Origin of the sequence: Burkholderia sp. PR2 (genome assembly GCF_052372875.1) — a bacterium.
GTDB classification, from domain to species: Bacteria; Pseudomonadota; Gammaproteobacteria; order Burkholderiales; family Burkholderiaceae; genus Burkholderia; species Burkholderia diffusa.
In genome coordinates, this window is the sequence record NZ_JBQRWH010000002.1 from 835,868 (window position 1) to 852,168 (window position 16,301).

Consider the following 16,301-nt stretch of genomic DNA (forward strand, 5'->3'; position numbering starts at 1 on the left):
TCGGTCGGCGTGGCCGGTGCGTGGTCATCCAGGATCGCATCGGGCTTACAACGTCCCTACAACCCTGAGCCGACAGCCAACCCGCCACGTACGATCGCAACGTTCGAGCCGGGTTGCAGGCGATGCATAAGAATCCGCCGCACGCTTGCAATCTGACAACTTGACCATCCCCGGATCGACCGCCTAAATTGCTCGTTGCAGATCGGCGCCCCGGCGTGCGGCATGACATGCGGATGACACAAACGATAGTTTGCTATCGAATGTTTTTGCCCCTATCATCTCGCCCATGACCAACCTGCACGACCTCCGCCTCGCCGTCAGCAGCCTGCTGGTGCTCACCGCGCGCAAATGGCGCCGCACGAGCGACACCGTGTTGACGGCGTACAACGTGTCCGAAGCGTGCGCGACGCCGTTGCTGATTGCCGGCCGCCTCGGCGAAGGCGTGCGCCAGGGCACGCTCGCCGAACATGTCGGTATCGAGGGGCCGTCGCTCGTGCGCCTGCTCGACCAGCTGTGCGCGGCCGGCCTCGCTCGCCGCGACGAGGATCCGCACGACCGCCGCGCGAAGACGATCTCGCTGACGGCTGCCGGCCGCGCGGTCACCGCGAAGATGGAGGAAGACCTGCGCATGCTGCGCGCCCAGGTGCTCAAGGGTGTCACGCGTGCCGATCTCGAAGCGACGCTGCGCGTGCTGAATGCGTTCAACGCGGCCGATGCGCAGCATCCGGCATCGCGTCCGTCTCACCCCGCCGATTCCGCGTCATGACCTATCCGAGCCTTCGCGACTGGCTGTTCTCGGGCAAGACGTTCGCCGCGTCGATGCTGGCGTTGTACCTCGGCCTGTATTTCCAGCTGCCGCGCCCTTACTGGGCAATGGCGAGCGTCTACATCGTGTCGAACCCGTTCGTCGGCGCCACGCGCTCGAAGGCGCTGTATCGCGCGCTCGGCACCGCGCTCGGCGCGGCCGCCGCGATCCTGTTCGTGCCGCCGTTCGTCGAGACGCCGTTCCTGTTCAGCATCATCGTCGCGACGTGGTGCGGCACGCTGCTCTACCTCGCGATCTCCGACCGCACTGCGCGCAGCTACGTGTTCATGCTCGCCGGCTATACGATGCCGCTGGTCGCGCTGCCGACAGTGACCGATCCGTCGACGATCTTCGACGTCGCGATCGCGCGGACCGAGGAAATCGTGCTCGGCATCGTGTGCGCGAGCGTGGTCGGCAGCGCCGTGTTCCCGAACCGGCTCGCGCCCACGCTGATCGAGCGCACCGACGCATGGTTCAAGGACGCCGCGTTCTACGGCCGCGAGACGCTGTCGGGGCACATCGCGGGCAAGGCGCTGTCGGCATGCAGGCAACGCCTCGCCGCGACCATCACCGGCCTCGAATTCCTCTTGAGCCAGCTGAGCTACGACCATGCGCACCCGCGCGTGCTCGCTCGTGCGCAAGCGCTCGCGGGCCGCATGCAGCTGTTCCTGCCGCTGATGTCCTCGCTCGCCGATCCGCTGATCGCGCTGATGCGCGACCTGCACGTGCGACCACCGGCACTCGACGCGCTGCTCGCCGACGCGGCAAAGTGGTTCGACGCGCCGTTGCCGGCCGTGAAGGTCGGCACCGACGGCGATGTGGCCCACGATCCGGTCGCGGACAATCTGCGCGAGCGCATCGCGTCGCTGCAGCCGTCCGACAGCGCGCTCGCGAGCTGGGACGGTGCGCTGCTGTCGAACGCGCTGTGGCGGCTGCATCAGGTCATCGACATCTGGCAGGACTGCCGCTCGCTGCGCGCGCTGATCGCGAATGAGTCGGGTGTCTGGCAGCCGCGTTACCGACACTGGCGGCTCGGCGGCACCGAGCGCTTCTTCGATCGCGGGATGATGCTGTTCTCGACGCTCACCGTCGTGCTCGCGATCGTGTTCGCATGCTCGCTTTGGATCTCGTCAGGCTGGCACGACGGTGCCGCGGCAGTCACGCTCGTGGCCGTGTCGTGCAGCTTCTTCGCCGCGCTCGACGAACCCGCGCCGCTGGTGTTCAAGTTCTTTCTGTCGACGGCCGCGAGCGTCGTGTTCGCCGGGTTGTACCTGTTCGTCGTGCTGCCGCACGTGCACGACTTCCCGATGCTCGTGCTGATGTTCGCGGGGCCGTTCATCCTGATCGGCACGCTGCTGCCGCGCCCGCAGTTCAACATGGTGACGATGCTCGTCGCGGTGAACACCGCCACCTTCATCAGCATCCAGAGCGCGTACGATGCCGATTTCTTCGTGTTCCTGAACAGCAACCTCGCGGGCGTCGCCGGGCTGCTGTTCGCGTACGTGTGGACGCGCGCGACGCGTCCGTTCGGCGCGGAGCTCGCGGTGCGGCGCCTGCTGCGTTCGGGCTGGGAAGACGTCGCGCGCTCCGCGTCGACACAGCCGCTCGACGACCAGCGCAACCACGCATCGCGCATGCTCGATCGCGTCACACAGCTGCTGCCGCGCCTCGGTGCGTCGGACGACCACCGCCATCCGTCGATCGAGAGCTTCCGCGACCTGCGCATCGCGCTGAACGCGCTCGACCTGCGCCGCTCGCGCCGAAAGCTGACAGGCGACGTGCCCGAGGCGATCGACCGCGTGCTGGCCGGCGTCACCGATCACTACGCGCGCTGCGCGGCGGCGAATGCGCGACAGCCTGCACCGCCGGCGCTGCTCGCCTTGATCGACGACGCGCTGCAGCGCGTGGCCGGCCGCAACCTGCCCGGCTCGTCGGCCGCATCGGCGGGCGACGGCACGACGCACGACGCTCCCGCAACGGCGCCCACGCCCGCGACACACCGCCGGCTGCGCGATACGCTGCACGCGCTCGTCGGCCTGCGCCTGTCGCTGTACCCGGCCGCGTCCGCGCAGCCGCCGCATGCCGCACCGGACGGAGCACGCGCATGATCCCGCTTTCCAACCTGTCTTTCCGACCGCGACCATGATCGGCGAAATCGACATCTTCGGCGTATTCGTGCCGGCTCCGCTCGTGCTGATGCTGATTGCCTATCTGATCAACATCGTCGTGCGCGCGCTGCTCGAACGCGTCGGCTTTTACCGCCTCGTCTGGCACCGTTCGATCTTCGACCTCGGCATCTACGTGTTCGTGCTTGCCGCGGTCGTCATCGTGTCTCACCATCTCGTGGCTAGCTAACCATGAAAAAAACCTGGCTCTCGGCAGGGCAGATCCTGCTCACCCTGATCGTCGTCGTCGTGGCCGCCCTCGTACTGTGGCGGATCATCAACTACTACATGTTCTCGCCGTGGACACGCGATGGCCACGTGCGCGCCGACGTGATCCAGGTCGCGCCCGACGTGTCGGGGCTCATCACCGCGGTGCAGGTCGCCGACAACCAGGAGGTGAAGCGCGGCCAGGTGCTGTTCGTGATCGACCAGGCCCGCTACACGCTCGCGGAGCGGCTGGCCGAAGCGACGCTCGCGCAACGCCGTGCGACGCTCGCTCAGGCAAAGCGCGAATATGCGCGCAACCTGCAGCTCGGCAACCTGGTCGCCAGCGAGCAGGTCGAGGAAAGCCGCACGCGCGTCGAGCAAGGCGAAGCCGCCGCCGCCGATGCACAGGTGTCGCTCGACACCGCGAAGCTCAATCTGCAGCGCACGACGATCGTGAGCCCCGTCGACGGCTACCTGAACGACCGCGCGCCGCGCGTCGGCGAATACGTGCCGGCTGGCCGCGCGGTGCTGTCTGTTGTCGACCGCAACTCGTTCCGCGTTGACGGCTACTTCGAGGAAACCAAGCTGCGCGGCATCCAAATCGGCCAGCCGGTCGACATTGTCGTGATGGGCGAGCCGCATCCGCTGCGTGGCCATGTACAGAGCATCGTCGCCGCGATCGAGGATCGCGACCGCACGCAAGGCGCGAACCTGCTGCCGAACGTGAACCCCGCATTCAGCTGGGTGCGGCTCGCGCAGCGCGTGCCGGTGCGCGTCGTGCTCGACGAGGTGCCAGACGACTTCCGGATGATCGCCGGTCGCACCGCGACCGTCGCGGTGCGCACCCACACGCGCCGCGACGACAATGCGAAGCCGGCCGCCGGTGCCTCCGCGGCAGCCATGCCGCCTGCGGCATCCGCACACGCGGCCGTCAGCGCGACGGGAGCATCGCAATGAACCGGCACGGCTTGCGCCTCGCGGCGGTACTCGCGCCGCTCGCGCTCGCACTCGGCGCGTGCAAATCCGTCGGCCCCGACTATAAACTGCCGCAGCAGGCATACGTGAATGCGCCGCTCGCGAACCACGCGCTCGACGACGCGAACGGCACGCTCGTGTCGCGCGATGCGGTGCCCGGCAACTGGTGGCAGCTGTACGACGATCCCGTGCTCGATGAACTCGTGCGCAGTGCGCTGAAATCGAACACCGACCTGCGCGTCGCCGCGGCCAACCTCGCGCGTTCGCGCGCAGCGCTGGAAGTCGCGAACGAGCAAGGCGGCTTCTCCGGCAGCGCGGAAGCAGCCGTGCAGCGTGCGCAGGAATCGGCCGAGCAATATCTGCTCGAAAACAAGCTGCCGGTCGTGAACGAAGGCGCGGTCGGCATCAGCGTGTCATACGAGCTCGATCTGTTCGGCAAGCTGCGGCGCGGCGTCGAGGCCGCGCGCGCGGACAGCGAAGCCGTGCAAGCGGCCGCCGACCTCGCGCGCATCACCGTCGTCGCGGACGTCGTGCGTGCGTACGTCGAATCGTGCTCCGCCGGCGACGAACTCGCGATCGCGAAGCAGTCGCTCGCACTGCAGCAGCAGCGCGTGAAGCTGTCGCAGCGCCTGCGCGATGCGGGACGCGGCAACCAGACCGACGTCACGCGCGGCGTCACGCAGGTGCGCACGCTCGCGGCCGACATCCCGCGCTTCGAAGGCCGCCGCAAGATCGCGCAATACCAGCTCGCCGCGCTGCTCGCGCGTTCGCCCGCCGACCTGCCGAAGCGGGTCGCCGAATGCGAGCGCCTGCCGAAGCTGCGCCAGCCGATTCCGATCGGTGACGGTGCCGCGCTGCTGCGCCGCCGTCCCGACGTTCGCGAAGCCGAGCGTCAGCTCGCCGCCTCGACCGCGCGGATCGGCGTCGCGACCGCCGCGCTGTATCCGTCGATCAGCATCGGCGCGTCCGCCGGTTCGGTCGGCGTCGCCGCCGACCTGTTCTCTTCCACCACGAATCGCTGGTCGTTCGGACCGCTGATCAGCTGGTCGTTCCCGATCAACGGCCAGCGCGCGCGCGTGCGCGAAGCGGAAGCGGCGACCGGCGGCGCGCTCGCGCACTTCGACGGCGTCGTGCTGAACGCGCTGCGCGAAACGCAGTCGAGCCTCGCGGCCTATGCGGCCGACGTGCAACGCACCGATGCGCTGCGCACGGCCTACGAATCGGCGCGTAGTTCCGCTGACGAAACGCACCGGCTGTATGCCGCCGGCCGCGAGTCGTTCATTTCGGATCTCGATGCGACGCGCACGCTGACGAGCGTGCGTGCACAGGTCGCCGCAGCCGAAGGCCAGGTCGCCGCCGACCAGGTGAAGTTGTTCCTCGCGCTCGGCGGCGGATGGGAAGGCGATGGAACGGCCGCTGCGGCGCAGCAGACCTTGGCGGCGGGGGCGCCGGCTGCCGCGTCGGCCGCTGTAAAGTAAGCGCGCGCGGGGCGGCGTACGCGAAATGCCTGTTGTCGCGCAGCATCGTGCGCGGTTTCGCATGTCCAGTATGCCGATGCCGACGTCGCGCTTCACCTGCATTGCCGGTAAACTCGTCCGCGGTTTCCGCCATTCGCTCGCCGCCCGCCGGGCGGCCCTTTCCCGGAGAGTCATCATGCGCACCAGCGCCCGCAATCAATTCGCCGGCCAGATCAGCGCCGTCAAGCCCGGTGCCGTCAACGACGAAATCACGCTGCGTACCGAGGACGGCCTCGACATCGTCGCCGTGATCACGCACGGAAGCGTAGCATCGCTCGGTCTCGCGACCGGCGCGAAGGCCTTCGCGCTCGTCAAGGCATCGTCGGTGATCGTGATGGTCGACGTCGACAGCAGCAAGGTGTCGGCGCGAAACTGTGTCGCGGGCACCGTGTCGTCGATCGCGAAGGGCGCGGTCAATTCGGAAGTCGTGATCAAGGCCGCAGGTGGTGCGGAGATCGTCGCGATCGTCACCAACGACAGCGTCGATCGTCTCGGCCTCGCAAGCGGCAAGGCCGCGTCCGCGCTCTTCAAGGCGTCGAGCGTGATCGTCGGGGTCGAGTGATCGCCCGGTCGATCGTGCAACGACGTCCCGCCATTCGCCGCGCCCGGGGGGCGCGCAACGCGCGGCCGGCTTGCAAGCGCATACGATGACGTCTGCGCTCGAGCATGCGCATCGGCGCATATTGCAAGCGCTGCTGTCCGGCGCGGCCGACGCCGATTCCCCGGATGCAAGTCTGTTCGGTGAGCTCATTGCGACACGTGCATGCCGCAATGAGCTCGTGCTGCTCGGCCTGTCTCCCGCCCGGTTGAGCGGCCTGCTTGAGCGCCAGTTTCCGCACCTGAATTCCACCGATGCGGCCGCGTTCGTGCCGGTGCTCACGATCGCACCGCTGCCGGCCGTGCACGCGCGGTTCGTCGCGACGCTGCACGCGCTGCTGATGCGGGATGCGCATCCCGCCGTCGCGCACGGCGATGCCGACTGCGTCGCTGCAATCATCGCGTATGCGTGCCTGCGCCCCGATCACCTGTGGCGCGATCTTGGTCTTGACGGACGCGACGCGGTCACCGCGATGCTCGATCGCTATTTCCCCGCGTTTGCCGCACGCAATGTCGCGCAGCTGCGCTGGAAGAAATTCCTCGCCCAGGAAGTGGCCGCATCGCTTGGCCTCCAGCCCGGGCCCGCGCCCGGATGCCCGGGCTGCGAGGATTTCGAATTCTGCTTTCCCCCGGGACGATAATCGCGACCGCGGCCTGCGCGGCTTGCCGGTGCGCATCGTTTGACCGATGATGCGCGCCATCCGTCCGCGCATTTTCCCACGCGTTCGTTCGACCGCAACGCTCATTGGAGAAACAGCCTTGACCGACTTTGCGAGTCCCAATCTGCCGTCGCGCGATTTCGAAGCCACGTCGCTGTTCTACGCGAAGCTCGGGTTCGTCGAAACCTGGCGCGACGATGGCTGGATGATCCTCAGACGCGGCGATCTGCTGCTGGAATTCTTTCCGCATCCCGGTCTCGATCCGGCCACGAGCTGGTTCAGTTGCTGTTTCCGGCTCGCTGACGTCGGTGCGTTTTTCGACGAGGTACTCGCCGCCGGCATTCCGGAGCAGACGACCGGCTGTCCACGCGCGCATCGACCGAAGCGCGAAGGATGGGGCGGTACCGTCGGCGCGTTGATCGACCCGGACGGGTCATTGATCCGATTGATTCAGACGGAAGACTGAGTCGCGACCGGCCGGCCGCATCGAGCAACGCCGACGCGGCGCCGCGGGCACCCAATAACGTCCCCATAAACCGGTACCTTTGCGATGCGCATTGCACGCAGCGCGCGTCATTCTGCTTTGCCGCGCAAATCAGTGCCGATGGCGGTGGTGAATGTCCGGGAAATGCGCGTGACTGTGCGTGATCGGCAGGTGCACGTGCGGATGCGTGTGCGGTGCATCGCCATCGTACGGAAAATCGTGCGTGTGCTGATGATGTTCGTCGTGCCGATGCCGGTGCGTATGCTCGAGTCGTTCATGCGCGTGCTCGTGTTCGTGCCGTTCACGCACGTGCAACCAGATGCCGAGCGCCATCAACGCGGCCGCGATCCAGAACGTGACGGACGGCAGAGCCGGCCAGATCAGCAGCGACAGCACGACGCCGAACAGCGGCGCCACCGAAAAATACGCACCCGTGCGCGCGCTGCCGAGATGGCGCAGCGCCACGACGAACAACACGAGACTGATCCCGTAGCCGCCGAGGCCGGTCAGCATCGCGGCGGCCGCGGCCGGAATGGCGGGCAGCGCCGCGCCGGTCGCGAGCGCAATGCCGATGTTCACGGGCCCGGCGACCAGGCCTTTCGCGCACGCGATGACCATCGCATCATTCGCGGCGACCTTGCGGGTCAGGTTGTTGTCGATCGCCCAGCACAGGCATGCGCCGGCAATCAGCAACGCGCCAATCGGCACGCCCGCGCGCCCCGGGCCCCACGACAGCAGCGTGCCGCCGGCGACGATCGCTACCATGCCGAGAAACACCTCAAGATCCACGTTCTCGCGAAACACGACCCACGCGATGATCGCCGTCAGCACGCCTTCGAGATTGAGCAACAACGCACTCGTCGCAGCCGGTGTGCTCGACAGCCCGAGCATCAGCAGCGCCGGGCCCGCGACACCGCCGGCCGCGATCGCGCCGGCGAGCCACGGCAGATCCGAGCGTTGCAGCGGCGCGGCGTTCTCGGCCGGCGCGCGGCGGCGGTGCAACCCGCGCAGCAGGATCCCGACGCCGAGACCGATCCCGCTGCCGAGATAGAACAGGCCGGCGACCATGAACGGCGACATCGCGCCGATCAGTGCCTTGGCTAGCGGCGTCGCGGCGCCGAACAGCGCGGCGGCGGTGAGTGCGACGAGGATCGCGGAATGTCTCGGGTTCATGATGCGGTCTTTGCGTGGAGCGTTGTGCGTATGGAATCGGCAAGCTTCGTGTGATGCAGTGGCGCGTACGGTTCGCCAGGTGCCATTCAATTTCGGGGAATGTCGGGCGAGTTGCGCTGGCTTTGATGTATCTGTCTCGTCATGCGTTGCCGGTAACGTGTCGGCCCGACGATTCGCGCTGGGGAGATTATCGCGCGTGTGTCACGGGTCGCCAACTGACGGACGGGCGACCGTGCGGTGCGTCCGGACATCACCCCGTGGTCTGTCGAATACGGCCGCACTTCACGTTTGACAGCGGCTCACGTGCGAGAAATTCGCGTAGGGGCGAATCCGGTTTTCGTCTGAAATCCGATTACATTAGGAAAACGAATTATTGTGACGAAACTTATGTGGATGGACGTGGGGCACCAACACGATGACACACGCGTCGGCCGTCTGTCCGCAAGCATCGATGCGCAGCCGCGCGCGACGCCCGTCTACGCAACGTTCGCCGGGTTGCGGCGCCACCGCGTTTTCATGATGCACGCCGCCCCTGATCGATATCCCGTCGCCTCGCCATGCTTGCCCGGTGTGACAGATAGCTTGCGCACGCACACGGCGTCCGCCGACACGCTTTCGTCGTCGGGTCACTTGGCAGTTCGATGAGGATTGGGTGAGGCTGACTGGCTGTGCCGCCAGCGGCGGCAGTCCCGACCTGCCCCGGAGGACAGGTCGGTCTGTCATGTGATGTGATGCGCTGCATGCGCGGCGCAGGCAGGCCGTCACCGCGCGGTCGCGCGGCGACACATCGCGCGTTACTCGCTCGCGGCCGTTTGCTGCTCGGGCTGCGGTGCTGCGTCTTCCGGTGCTTCCGCGGTCGCCTGCTGCGGCGCGGCGGCGGCCTGCGCTTCCACCTTCGGCTGCTGCGGTGCGCCCTTCGCCGCTTGCGCGCCACCCTTGTTGCCCGGACGGCGCGACTTCAGCCGGCGCGCACGCGCCGCGTCGTCGTGCGTCACGCGCCCCGCTTCGTTACCTTGCAGATCGACCCGCACCGCGTCTTCGACGAGACACGACCAGTAACGATTGCCGCGGCACCACGTGGACATCGCCTCGCGCAGCTCGGCCTCGCTCAGGCCGACGGCTTGCGCCTCGCGAGCGAGGTCGTCCCAGATACCGACCTTCAGCGGCACCTTCGGAGCCGGATTCTTCGGGAACGCGCGCGGGAACCGGCGCTGCAGTTTGCCGATCGCAACGATGACCGGATCGACCGGCGTCGACGGCTTCGCCGAAGCGGGCTTCGCGCCGGACGACGCTTTCGCCCCGGCACCCGATTTGGCCCCCCGAGCTGGCCGGTCGCCGGATTTCGGCTTCGCGCCTGCGTCCGGTTGCGTAGCCGGTCGCTTCGCGTTGCGCTCCTGCTTGGCCTTTGCTGCGAGCTGCGCCCGCAATTCGGCAAGTTGTTCAAAACCCATAAATTCAATCCACCAGGAATATAAGGTGTGGTTCGTGCAGCCATTCCGCACATCGGCGTTCGCCGCATCGCCTGCGGCGCGTCTGCCACCGACGCGGATCATTGCGGGGCCGCATCGCCACCACCACTGTTTCAGGCACCCGGCCACGATGCCGGACAAAGGCAGGAGTGGAAGTATACCGGTACCCGCGGCCGCCGGTTGACTCACCGGTTCGCATTTGACGGATCCGGTGGAACGAGAATGCGTCCGCGCGGTCGTGTTGCGCATTATGGCGGCGTTTTCTCGGTAGATCGACACTCGCGTTACGTAGTGTCGTTTCCGGTACTCTCGGCTTCAGTGCGCCGGTCACGCGACGCATCGGTTACTCCACAGTCCGAAATGGCGAGCGATGGTACGGATAGCGAAGACGCCAAATTCTGCCGACTCGCATCGTCCGGAAGACCGGGCTTTCGCATACGATCCGTGCGGCGTGGCGAGTGTGCATCGATCTCTGCCGCCACGCTATTAGTTGCGCCCGCATCGATCGTCGAGCGTACGACGGCATCGGAAAGTGAGCAGTATGGGCTGGCTCGACAGCTGCCATGCGTACGGCGCTTCACGCGATCTCGTGAAAAGCCTGTGGCCCGAATACCATCAGCCGCCAGTGTCGACAAAGGCCAACTAGTGTCCCGTTCCGTTGTTAACTGGTCTATGTTCACGTAGCATGTTGACGTCAACGGAACGGGAGACGTCAGCATGGTGATGGGACGACCGAAGGCGGAACTGGTGCTGAGCGAAGACGAGCGTTCGCAACTGATGTCGATAGCGCGCTCTCGCTCGATTTCGGCTGCGCTGGTCTCGCGGGCGCGCATCGTGCTGGCGGCGGCTGACGGCGAGCCCAATAGCGCGATCGCGCAACGCCTGCAACTCACGCGTGCCACGGTGGGCAAGTGGCGTCTGCGGTTTCTGGATCAGCGAATCAACGGACTCTATGACGAAGTACGTCCCGGCAAGCCACGCACCATCGACGACGAACGGCTGGCCCAACTGATTCACAAGACCCTGCACACGAAGCCGGCAGATGGATCCACTCACTGGAGCGTGCGCACGATTGCCGCCGAAACCGCCATCTCGCCGACGAGCGTGCACCGTTACTTCAAACTGCTGGGTCTGCAGCCGCATCGAAGTGAAAGCTTCAAGCTCTCGACCGATCAGTTCTTCATCGAGAAACTGCGCGATGTGGTCGGCTTGTACCTCAGTCCGCCGGAGAACGCTCTGGTGCTGTGCGTGGACGAGAAGAGCCAATGTCAGGCGCTCGAGCGCACGCAACCCATGCTGCCGATGGGTTTCGGCTACGTTGAAGGCGTCACTCACGATTACGTCCGTCATGGCACCACGACGCTGTTTGCCGCCCTGAATGTGCTCAATGGCGCCGTGCTCGCTACCTGCAAGCCGCGTCATCGACATCAGGAATTCCTGTCGTTTCTGCGCGAAATCGACAAGGCCGTGCCAGCCGAACTCGACGTGCACTGCATCGTCGACAACTACGGCAGTCACAAGCATCCGAAGGTCAAGGCGTGGCTGGCGGCACACCCCCGCTGGCATATGCATTTCATTCCCACCTACAGTTCGTGGCTCAACCAGGTCGAACGCTTCTTTGCGCTGATCACCGACAAAGCGATCCGTAGAGGCTCGTTCGGCTCGGTCAAACAACTGGTCAAGCGAATCGATCAATTCGTTTCCCACTACAACGAAAACTGCAAACCGTTCGTCTGGACCGCGTCAGCCGATTCCATCCTCGAAAAGCTGCATCGACTTTGCTCGCGAATCAGCGGAACAGGACACTAGGGCACCGACATTCCATGGTGCCGCTGCCGCAAACGGGGATGCAATTCGCACGAGCGGTGTCTCGCGAAAATTGCGCGTTGCCGGCATTCGCTGCAATCGGGCAACGCACGGCAGGCGTCGCGCTCCGGTCGTTGCGCGCGGCCGCGGCTCCGCTTCGGCTGGCTTGATCGCCGGCAATCAGAACACGCCGAGTGCAAGGCCCGCAGCGAGCCCCGCGCCGACCTCCGCGCAGCGCGCGAGATCCTCGCTGCCAATCGTCTTCGGCGCGAGGATCCGCTCCGGCGTTTGCGCACGGGTGCAGACGATCAGGCCCGGCACCACGTTCCTGAGCCGCCATCCGGTCGCGATCCGGTCGATCTGACGCAGCGCGTTCTGACCGTCGCTGCCAGCACAGATCATCGCCGCGTAGGGGCGGCCGTTCACGCGATCGAGCGCAGCGTAGTAACAGCGATCGAAGAAGTCCTTCATCAGCCCGGACATCGCGGCGAGATTTTCCGGCGTAGCGAACAGATAGGCGTCGGCGGCGAGTACGTCGTCCGCGCTGGTCGCATCCGCACGCTGCAATCTGACGTCGACGCCGGATTGCTCGCGCGCGGCATCCGCAGCCGCTTCGGCCATCTGCTGCGTGCCTCCGGTCATCGTGTGATAGACGATCAACAGCGTCTTCATCGGTTTTCGCTCACGTTCGGTTTCATTTGCACCTGCCGCACGCGCCGGTACGGCTCAATCCGGCTACGTCGACGTGCGTATCAGTGCCTGCGTCCGCTGGTTGTCGAATGGCGCTTTCCTCGAGGCAGAGGATGAGACTCGCCTTGCGTATATCGACGCAATTGTTCCGCTTCGCGCTTCGCACGACGCGCGGTCAATCCCGCCCTGTACCTTACACACCGGCGTGGTCTGCGCGCGAATAGTACGCAAGAAACATGTCGGCAGCCGTTTCCGCGACCTTCTGTTGTTCCTGCGCGCCGAGCGGCGGCTGGCCCATCGTCACTTGCGGCCAGAACGCGAACGCTTTCACGATCCCGTGCAGTTGATGCGCGGCGAAAACGGCATCGGTCACCGACAACCGGCCAGCCGCCGCGGCTGCACGAATCCAGACCGTCACGTCTTCTTCGCGCTCGCCCATGCGTTCGACCATGTCGCGCGCGCGTTCCGGCGAATGGACAGCCGCACCGATCGCGACGCGGGCAAGTGCAAGAAATGCTTCGTCATTCAGCAACCGCAACTTGCGGCCCAGCAGCGCGAGCAGTTGATCGCGCAGTGGGACGTCGGCGCAGTAGGCCGGCGCGCCGGCGCTCAGCGTCGCGTCCCACAGCTGATTCAGGATCGCCGCGAACAATGCTTCCTTGCCCGGGAAATGGTTGTAGACGGTGCGCTTCGACACGTCCGCGCGCGCTGCGATGCGATCCATGCTGGTCCCGTCATAGCCAGCCGCAAGGAATTCCTCGATCGCCGCGGCGAGTATTGCCGCACGCTTTCGGTCGGTCAGCCGTTGAGGAGAAGTGCTCGTATCCATTCGAAAAATTTTACACCCCTGAGTTTACTTTTCCCAGGGATAAACTACACTGCTCGGTGTACTTTATTTTCCGGACGAATCGACATGGCTTCGCCTCTCGTATTTCTTCATCGCGTACTGGGTTTCGCCGCCGCCAGGCGTGGCCGCACACTGTCCGGCGAGTCGCCGCAGCACAACGGCGAACGCTTCAGCAACGTTGCACCGGCACCGGCCGAAGGCTTCGGCAAAACACTTGGCATCGCATGGAACATGCTGGTCAACAAGCCACGCAACACGGTTCCGACAGGCGCATTGCCCATCGATTCACTGACTCGCGAACAACTCGGCGCGGCCCCCGACCGCAGCCTGTATCGGCTAGGGCATTCAACACTGCTGTTGAAACTACGCGGCGAATTCTGGCTGACCGATCCTGTATTTGCCGAACGCGCATCGCCGTTCCGGCGCATCGGCCCCAAGCGCTTTCATGCGCCGCCGATCGCGCTCGTGGACCTCCCGCCGTTGCGTGGCGTGCTCCTGTCGCATGATCACTACGATCACCTCGACCGTGAAACGGTGCTCGCACTGGCAGCCACCACTGGCGTGTTCGTTACCACGTTGGGCGTCGGCGACCGGCTGATCGAATGGGGTATCGACGCGAAAAAGGTACGCCAGATCGACTGGTGGCAAAGTATCGACGTCGATGGTCTGACGCTGACCGCGACACCGGCACAGCACTTCTCCGGACGCAGCCTGTTTGACGGCAACAGCACGCTGTGGGCGTCGTGGGTCATCGTCGACGACGATTTGCGGGTGTTCTTCAGCGGCGACACCGGCTACTTCGACGGTTTCCGGACTATCGGCGAACGGCTTGGGCCCTTCGACGTGACGCTGCTCGAGACCGGGGCATACGACCCACAATGGCCCCACGTGCACATGCAACCGGAAGAAACCGTGCAAGCGCACATCGACCTGCGCGGTCGCACGCTGATGCCGATTCACAACGGCACGTTCGATCTCGCGATGCACCGTTGGCAAGAGCCGTTTGAGCGCGTCACCGCGTTGGCCATGGTACGCGGGGTCGAGTTGTCGACACCCAAGATGGGCGAGCGACTCGATCTGAATGCGCCGCATCGCGGCGAACGTTGGTGGCGAACGGTCGATGAGCCAGCAAAGACTCTAGCAACGAAGACGCGCTGGTGGCAGCAGCTGTGCGTATGGCAGGCGACGAAGTAGGTTCGCTGGCCGCGGCGGTTTCTGGACGAGAACGCCGCGGCGGTGAATTTTCCTGGTGATATACGGCTTCGCAACGGACTCTTTGGTCGATCGTCGGCGACGATGATCAATCGCCCCGACAGCAGCTATCCGGCGAAGGCCGAGATATACACGGTCGAACCAATTGTGGCGATGCGCTTCACCTTCTTGACGCAAAGTTTGCAAGTTCCCGCTACATCTGCACTGTGATAGATACAGGCCAAGCCCATCGGAATCTGCCTTCCGAGGCCGTCTGTAGAATCCGTCTTAGCTCAACGCTGCCGTTGGGACGAGGCGCCCGCTTCGGTTTCTCCCGTCACGTACAGGTTTGCAATCCGGCGCCGCGCGTTGTCACGTGACAACTAGCGATGACGAACTCACTCCACCTCTTGAATCCCCTGCTGGCCTGCTCCGCGCGATGTTTGAGATCCCCGCAGATGGATCGAACTGCGCGCCCATCCGCGAAACGTATCATTTATCACAAAACACGTCTCAATTGATACGATTCTGCTTTCGTCGTCGTTACCTAGACCCAATAGCGCGCGCCGGGTTCATGCGTCCCATTTTAACCGTCGTCGATGCTCATTTTGCGTGAAACAACATGAAGAAAGTAGCGCAACCCATTGCTAGGCAAGGGTTTCCGCACATACACCCATTTAGAAGAATTGTTTCACGCCCTGCTGATTTACGCCATTTCCCCTCGGCGACGCGCAGGAATTCGCGCTCAAAAAGCCCATCAAGAATGTGAGGCGACGCAGATGCCCTCGATCGTCCGATCGACGGCCCACACAATAAGACTCTGCCGTACCCCTCCCCTGTCTCATCGTCGTTGCCTGTAGATGCAGATCAGCCCATTTATTAGGGACACATCACTCGCTGGAATTAGTGTTCCATCGGACGCTGAGAGCATGCTCGCTCGGGCGCGTCTAGAAATGACATCAATTTGCTCGGCCAACATAGATCACTCACTTATCCCCGGCTAGCCAGCACCTCCTCGTACTTCGTCACTGACGATGCCGCGTCGATGTCGAGTCGATCCTTTCGGCGTCCATCCGCAACGGTTGTCACGTGACAACAACCCGATCGCTTTCGCGTCAGTGACCTGGCCCAATCGAACACGACCAACCCATATATCCCATGAACTTCTTCACGCCCGCGACTTCTACAGTGGGTGCGCCGAGGCTGACGATATGTGTCCAGAAGCAACGCCTTGCCGGGTTGTCACGTAACAACACGCAGCAGTGGCCAGCACCAGCACCAGCACCAGCACCAGCACCAGCACCAGCACCAGCACCAGCCGTCATATCTGAACACAGACCGCCGTAATGAGGAGCGAGGAAGAAAAACACCGGAATTATCAGCGCGCGTCGCATCGGCATGCCTGCCGTCGAGCACCATTTGAGATCCGAGCCAGCCAAATTCGACTTGTCACGTGACAACTTTGGATCCCGACGCCGCCGAGGGCCACAAGCTGAATGCCCAAACTACGGCAGAATTCCCACCGGTCGCGAGACACATTCGGGAATCAGCACTGTGACCTCTGGTCGCTACCAGCACTCAAGTCCTCAGCACTTCATCAGCACCTTCCGTCTCGAATGCAATGTCATCTATTTTTATTTTTTACCCACTTTCAAATCACAAATACTTGATTGCCATTTGACGTACTTGTCACGTGACAACAACATCTATAAGAAA

15 protein-coding genes and 1 pseudogene are annotated in these 16,301 nt (G+C 64.5%); 11 read left to right on the forward strand and 5 right to left on the reverse strand.

The window, feature by feature from the left end; translation table 11 throughout:
• Nucleotides 1-286 precede the first annotated feature (286 nt).
• The 8 genes from ACT2FV_RS15390 to ACT2FV_RS15425 all read left to right on the forward strand — a co-directional run bounded on the left by ACT2FV_RS15390 (nt 287) and on the right by ACT2FV_RS15425 (nt 7,391).
• Nucleotides 287-766 (forward strand): MarR family winged helix-turn-helix transcriptional regulator, encoded by a 480-nt coding sequence (locus ACT2FV_RS15390; RefSeq protein WP_059600755.1) that lies wholly within the window; start codon nt 287-289, stop codon nt 764-766.
• A complete protein-coding gene (locus ACT2FV_RS15395) occupies nt 763-2,913 on the forward strand; it encodes an FUSC family protein (RefSeq protein ID WP_226116981.1) in 2,151 nt (716 codons plus the stop codon). Before ACT2FV_RS15390 ends, ACT2FV_RS15395 begins: the two co-directional genes overlap by 4 nt.
• A 34-nt stretch (nt 2,914-2,947) precedes the next feature.
• Complete coding sequence (locus ACT2FV_RS15400; protein WP_044849171.1) at nt 2,948-3,160, forward strand: DUF1656 domain-containing protein; 213 nt, start codon at nt 2,948-2,950, stop codon at nt 3,158-3,160.
• Between the two features lie 2 nt (nt 3,161-3,162).
• Complete coding sequence (locus ACT2FV_RS15405) at nt 3,163-4,134, forward strand: efflux RND transporter periplasmic adaptor subunit (protein ID WP_444504242.1); 972 nt, start codon at nt 3,163-3,165, stop codon at nt 4,132-4,134.
• Nucleotides 4,131-5,630, forward strand: a complete 1,500-nt coding sequence (locus ACT2FV_RS15410; RefSeq protein WP_444504243.1) for an efflux transporter outer membrane subunit — start codon at nt 4,131-4,133, stop codon at nt 5,628-5,630. Before ACT2FV_RS15405 ends, ACT2FV_RS15410 begins: the two co-directional genes overlap by 4 nt.
• Nucleotides 5,631-5,805: 175 nt before the next feature.
• A complete protein-coding gene (locus ACT2FV_RS15415; RefSeq protein WP_444504244.1) occupies nt 5,806-6,231 on the forward strand; it encodes a TOBE domain-containing protein in 426 nt (141 codons plus the stop codon).
• A gap of 85 nt (nt 6,232-6,316) precedes the next feature.
• Entirely contained in the window at nt 6,317-6,907 is a 591-nt protein-coding gene (locus ACT2FV_RS15420) for a nitrogen fixation protein NifQ (protein WP_444504245.1), read from the forward strand.
• A 118-nt stretch (nt 6,908-7,025) separates the two neighbouring features.
• Nucleotides 7,026-7,391 carry a bleomycin resistance protein gene (locus tag ACT2FV_RS15425; RefSeq protein ID WP_124904329.1) on the forward strand — a complete coding sequence of 122 codons (366 nt, stop codon included), beginning with the start codon at nt 7,026-7,028 and terminating at the stop codon, nt 7,389-7,391.
• Between the two features lie 129 nt (nt 7,392-7,520).
• On the opposite strand, the gene ACT2FV_RS15430 is transcribed toward ACT2FV_RS15425, so the two are convergent.
• Together ACT2FV_RS15430 and ACT2FV_RS15435 are read right to left on the reverse strand one after the other, a co-directional pair.
• Nucleotides 7,521-8,582, reverse strand: coding sequence for a DMT family transporter (locus ACT2FV_RS15430; protein ID WP_444504246.1), 1,062 nt, complete (start codon nt 8,580-8,582; stop codon nt 7,521-7,523).
• A gap of 794 nt (nt 8,583-9,376) precedes the next feature.
• Nucleotides 9,377-10,033, reverse strand: coding sequence for a ProQ/FinO family protein (locus ACT2FV_RS15435; RefSeq protein WP_059600773.1), 657 nt, complete (start codon nt 10,031-10,033; stop codon nt 9,377-9,379).
• Between the two features lie 568 nt (nt 10,034-10,601).
• Here ACT2FV_RS15435 and ACT2FV_RS15440 point away from each other — a divergent pair.
• Nucleotides 10,602-10,697: pseudogene (locus ACT2FV_RS15440) on the forward strand (DUF2889 domain-containing protein); the annotation flags it as partial.
• A 71-nt stretch (nt 10,698-10,768) separates the two neighbouring features.
• The gene (locus tag ACT2FV_RS15445; protein WP_444503777.1) at nt 10,769-11,860 is read left to right on the forward strand and encodes an IS630 family transposase; all 1,092 of its coding nucleotides are present in this window, start codon (nt 10,769-10,771) and stop codon (nt 11,858-11,860) included.
• Nucleotides 11,861-12,037: 177 nt separating this feature from the next.
• Here ACT2FV_RS15445 and ACT2FV_RS15450 read toward each other — a convergent pair whose 3' ends face one another.
• Both ACT2FV_RS15450 and ACT2FV_RS15455 read right to left on the reverse strand, forming a co-directional pair.
• Nucleotides 12,038-12,529, reverse strand: coding sequence for a flavodoxin family protein (locus ACT2FV_RS15450; RefSeq protein WP_444504247.1), 492 nt, complete (start codon nt 12,527-12,529; stop codon nt 12,038-12,040).
• A gap of 211 nt (nt 12,530-12,740) precedes the next feature.
• Nucleotides 12,741-13,376 carry a TetR/AcrR family transcriptional regulator gene (locus tag ACT2FV_RS15455; protein WP_444504248.1) on the reverse strand — a complete coding sequence of 212 codons (636 nt, stop codon included), beginning with the start codon at nt 13,374-13,376 and terminating at the stop codon, nt 12,741-12,743.
• An 84-nt stretch (nt 13,377-13,460) separates the two neighbouring features.
• On the opposite strand from ACT2FV_RS15455, the gene ACT2FV_RS15460 reads away from it, so the two are divergent.
• Nucleotides 13,461-14,588 (forward strand): MBL fold metallo-hydrolase, encoded by a 1,128-nt coding sequence (locus ACT2FV_RS15460; RefSeq protein ID WP_444504249.1) that lies wholly within the window; start codon nt 13,461-13,463, stop codon nt 14,586-14,588.
• 1,112 nt (nt 14,589-15,700) lie between these two features.
• Here ACT2FV_RS15460 and ACT2FV_RS15465 read toward each other — a convergent pair.
• Nucleotides 15,701-16,045, reverse strand: coding sequence for a hypothetical protein (locus ACT2FV_RS15465; protein ID WP_444504250.1), 345 nt, complete (start codon nt 16,043-16,045; stop codon nt 15,701-15,703).
• Between the last annotated feature and the right edge of the window lie 256 nt (nt 16,046-16,301).

Bases quoted from the DNA above. Each gene is read 5' to 3' on its own strand.
- ACT2FV_RS15420 (WP_444504245.1), top strand. From the start codon at position 6,317: ATGACGTCTGCGCTCGAGCATGCGCATCGGCGCATATTGCAAGCGCTG.
- ACT2FV_RS15410 (WP_444504243.1), top strand. From the start codon at position 4,131: ATGAACCGGCACGGCTTGCGCCTCGCGGCGGTACTCGCGCCGCTCGCG.
- ACT2FV_RS15445 (WP_444503777.1), top strand. From the start codon at position 10,769: ATGGTGATGGGACGACCGAAGGCGGAACTGGTGCTGAGCGAAGACGAG.
- ACT2FV_RS15430 (WP_444504246.1), bottom strand. From the start codon at position 8,582: ATGAACCCGAGACATTCCGCGATCCTCGTCGCACTCACCGCCGCCGCG.
- ACT2FV_RS15400 (WP_044849171.1), top strand. From the start codon at position 2,948: ATGATCGGCGAAATCGACATCTTCGGCGTATTCGTGCCGGCTCCGCTC.
- ACT2FV_RS15395 (WP_226116981.1), top strand. From the start codon at position 763: ATGACCTATCCGAGCCTTCGCGACTGGCTGTTCTCGGGCAAGACGTTC.
- ACT2FV_RS15435 (WP_059600773.1), bottom strand. From the start codon at position 10,033: ATGGGTTTTGAACAACTTGCCGAATTGCGGGCGCAGCTCGCAGCAAAG.
- ACT2FV_RS15455 (WP_444504248.1), bottom strand. From the start codon at position 13,376: ATGGATACGAGCACTTCTCCTCAACGGCTGACCGACCGAAAGCGTGCG.
- ACT2FV_RS15390 (WP_059600755.1), top strand. From the start codon at position 287: ATGACCAACCTGCACGACCTCCGCCTCGCCGTCAGCAGCCTGCTGGTG.
- ACT2FV_RS15450 (WP_444504247.1), bottom strand. From the start codon at position 12,529: ATGAAGACGCTGTTGATCGTCTATCACACGATGACCGGAGGCACGCAG.
- ACT2FV_RS15460 (WP_444504249.1), top strand. From the start codon at position 13,461: ATGGCTTCGCCTCTCGTATTTCTTCATCGCGTACTGGGTTTCGCCGCC.
- ACT2FV_RS15405 (WP_444504242.1), top strand. From the start codon at position 3,163: ATGAAAAAAACCTGGCTCTCGGCAGGGCAGATCCTGCTCACCCTGATC.
- ACT2FV_RS15415 (WP_444504244.1), top strand. From the start codon at position 5,806: ATGCGCACCAGCGCCCGCAATCAATTCGCCGGCCAGATCAGCGCCGTC.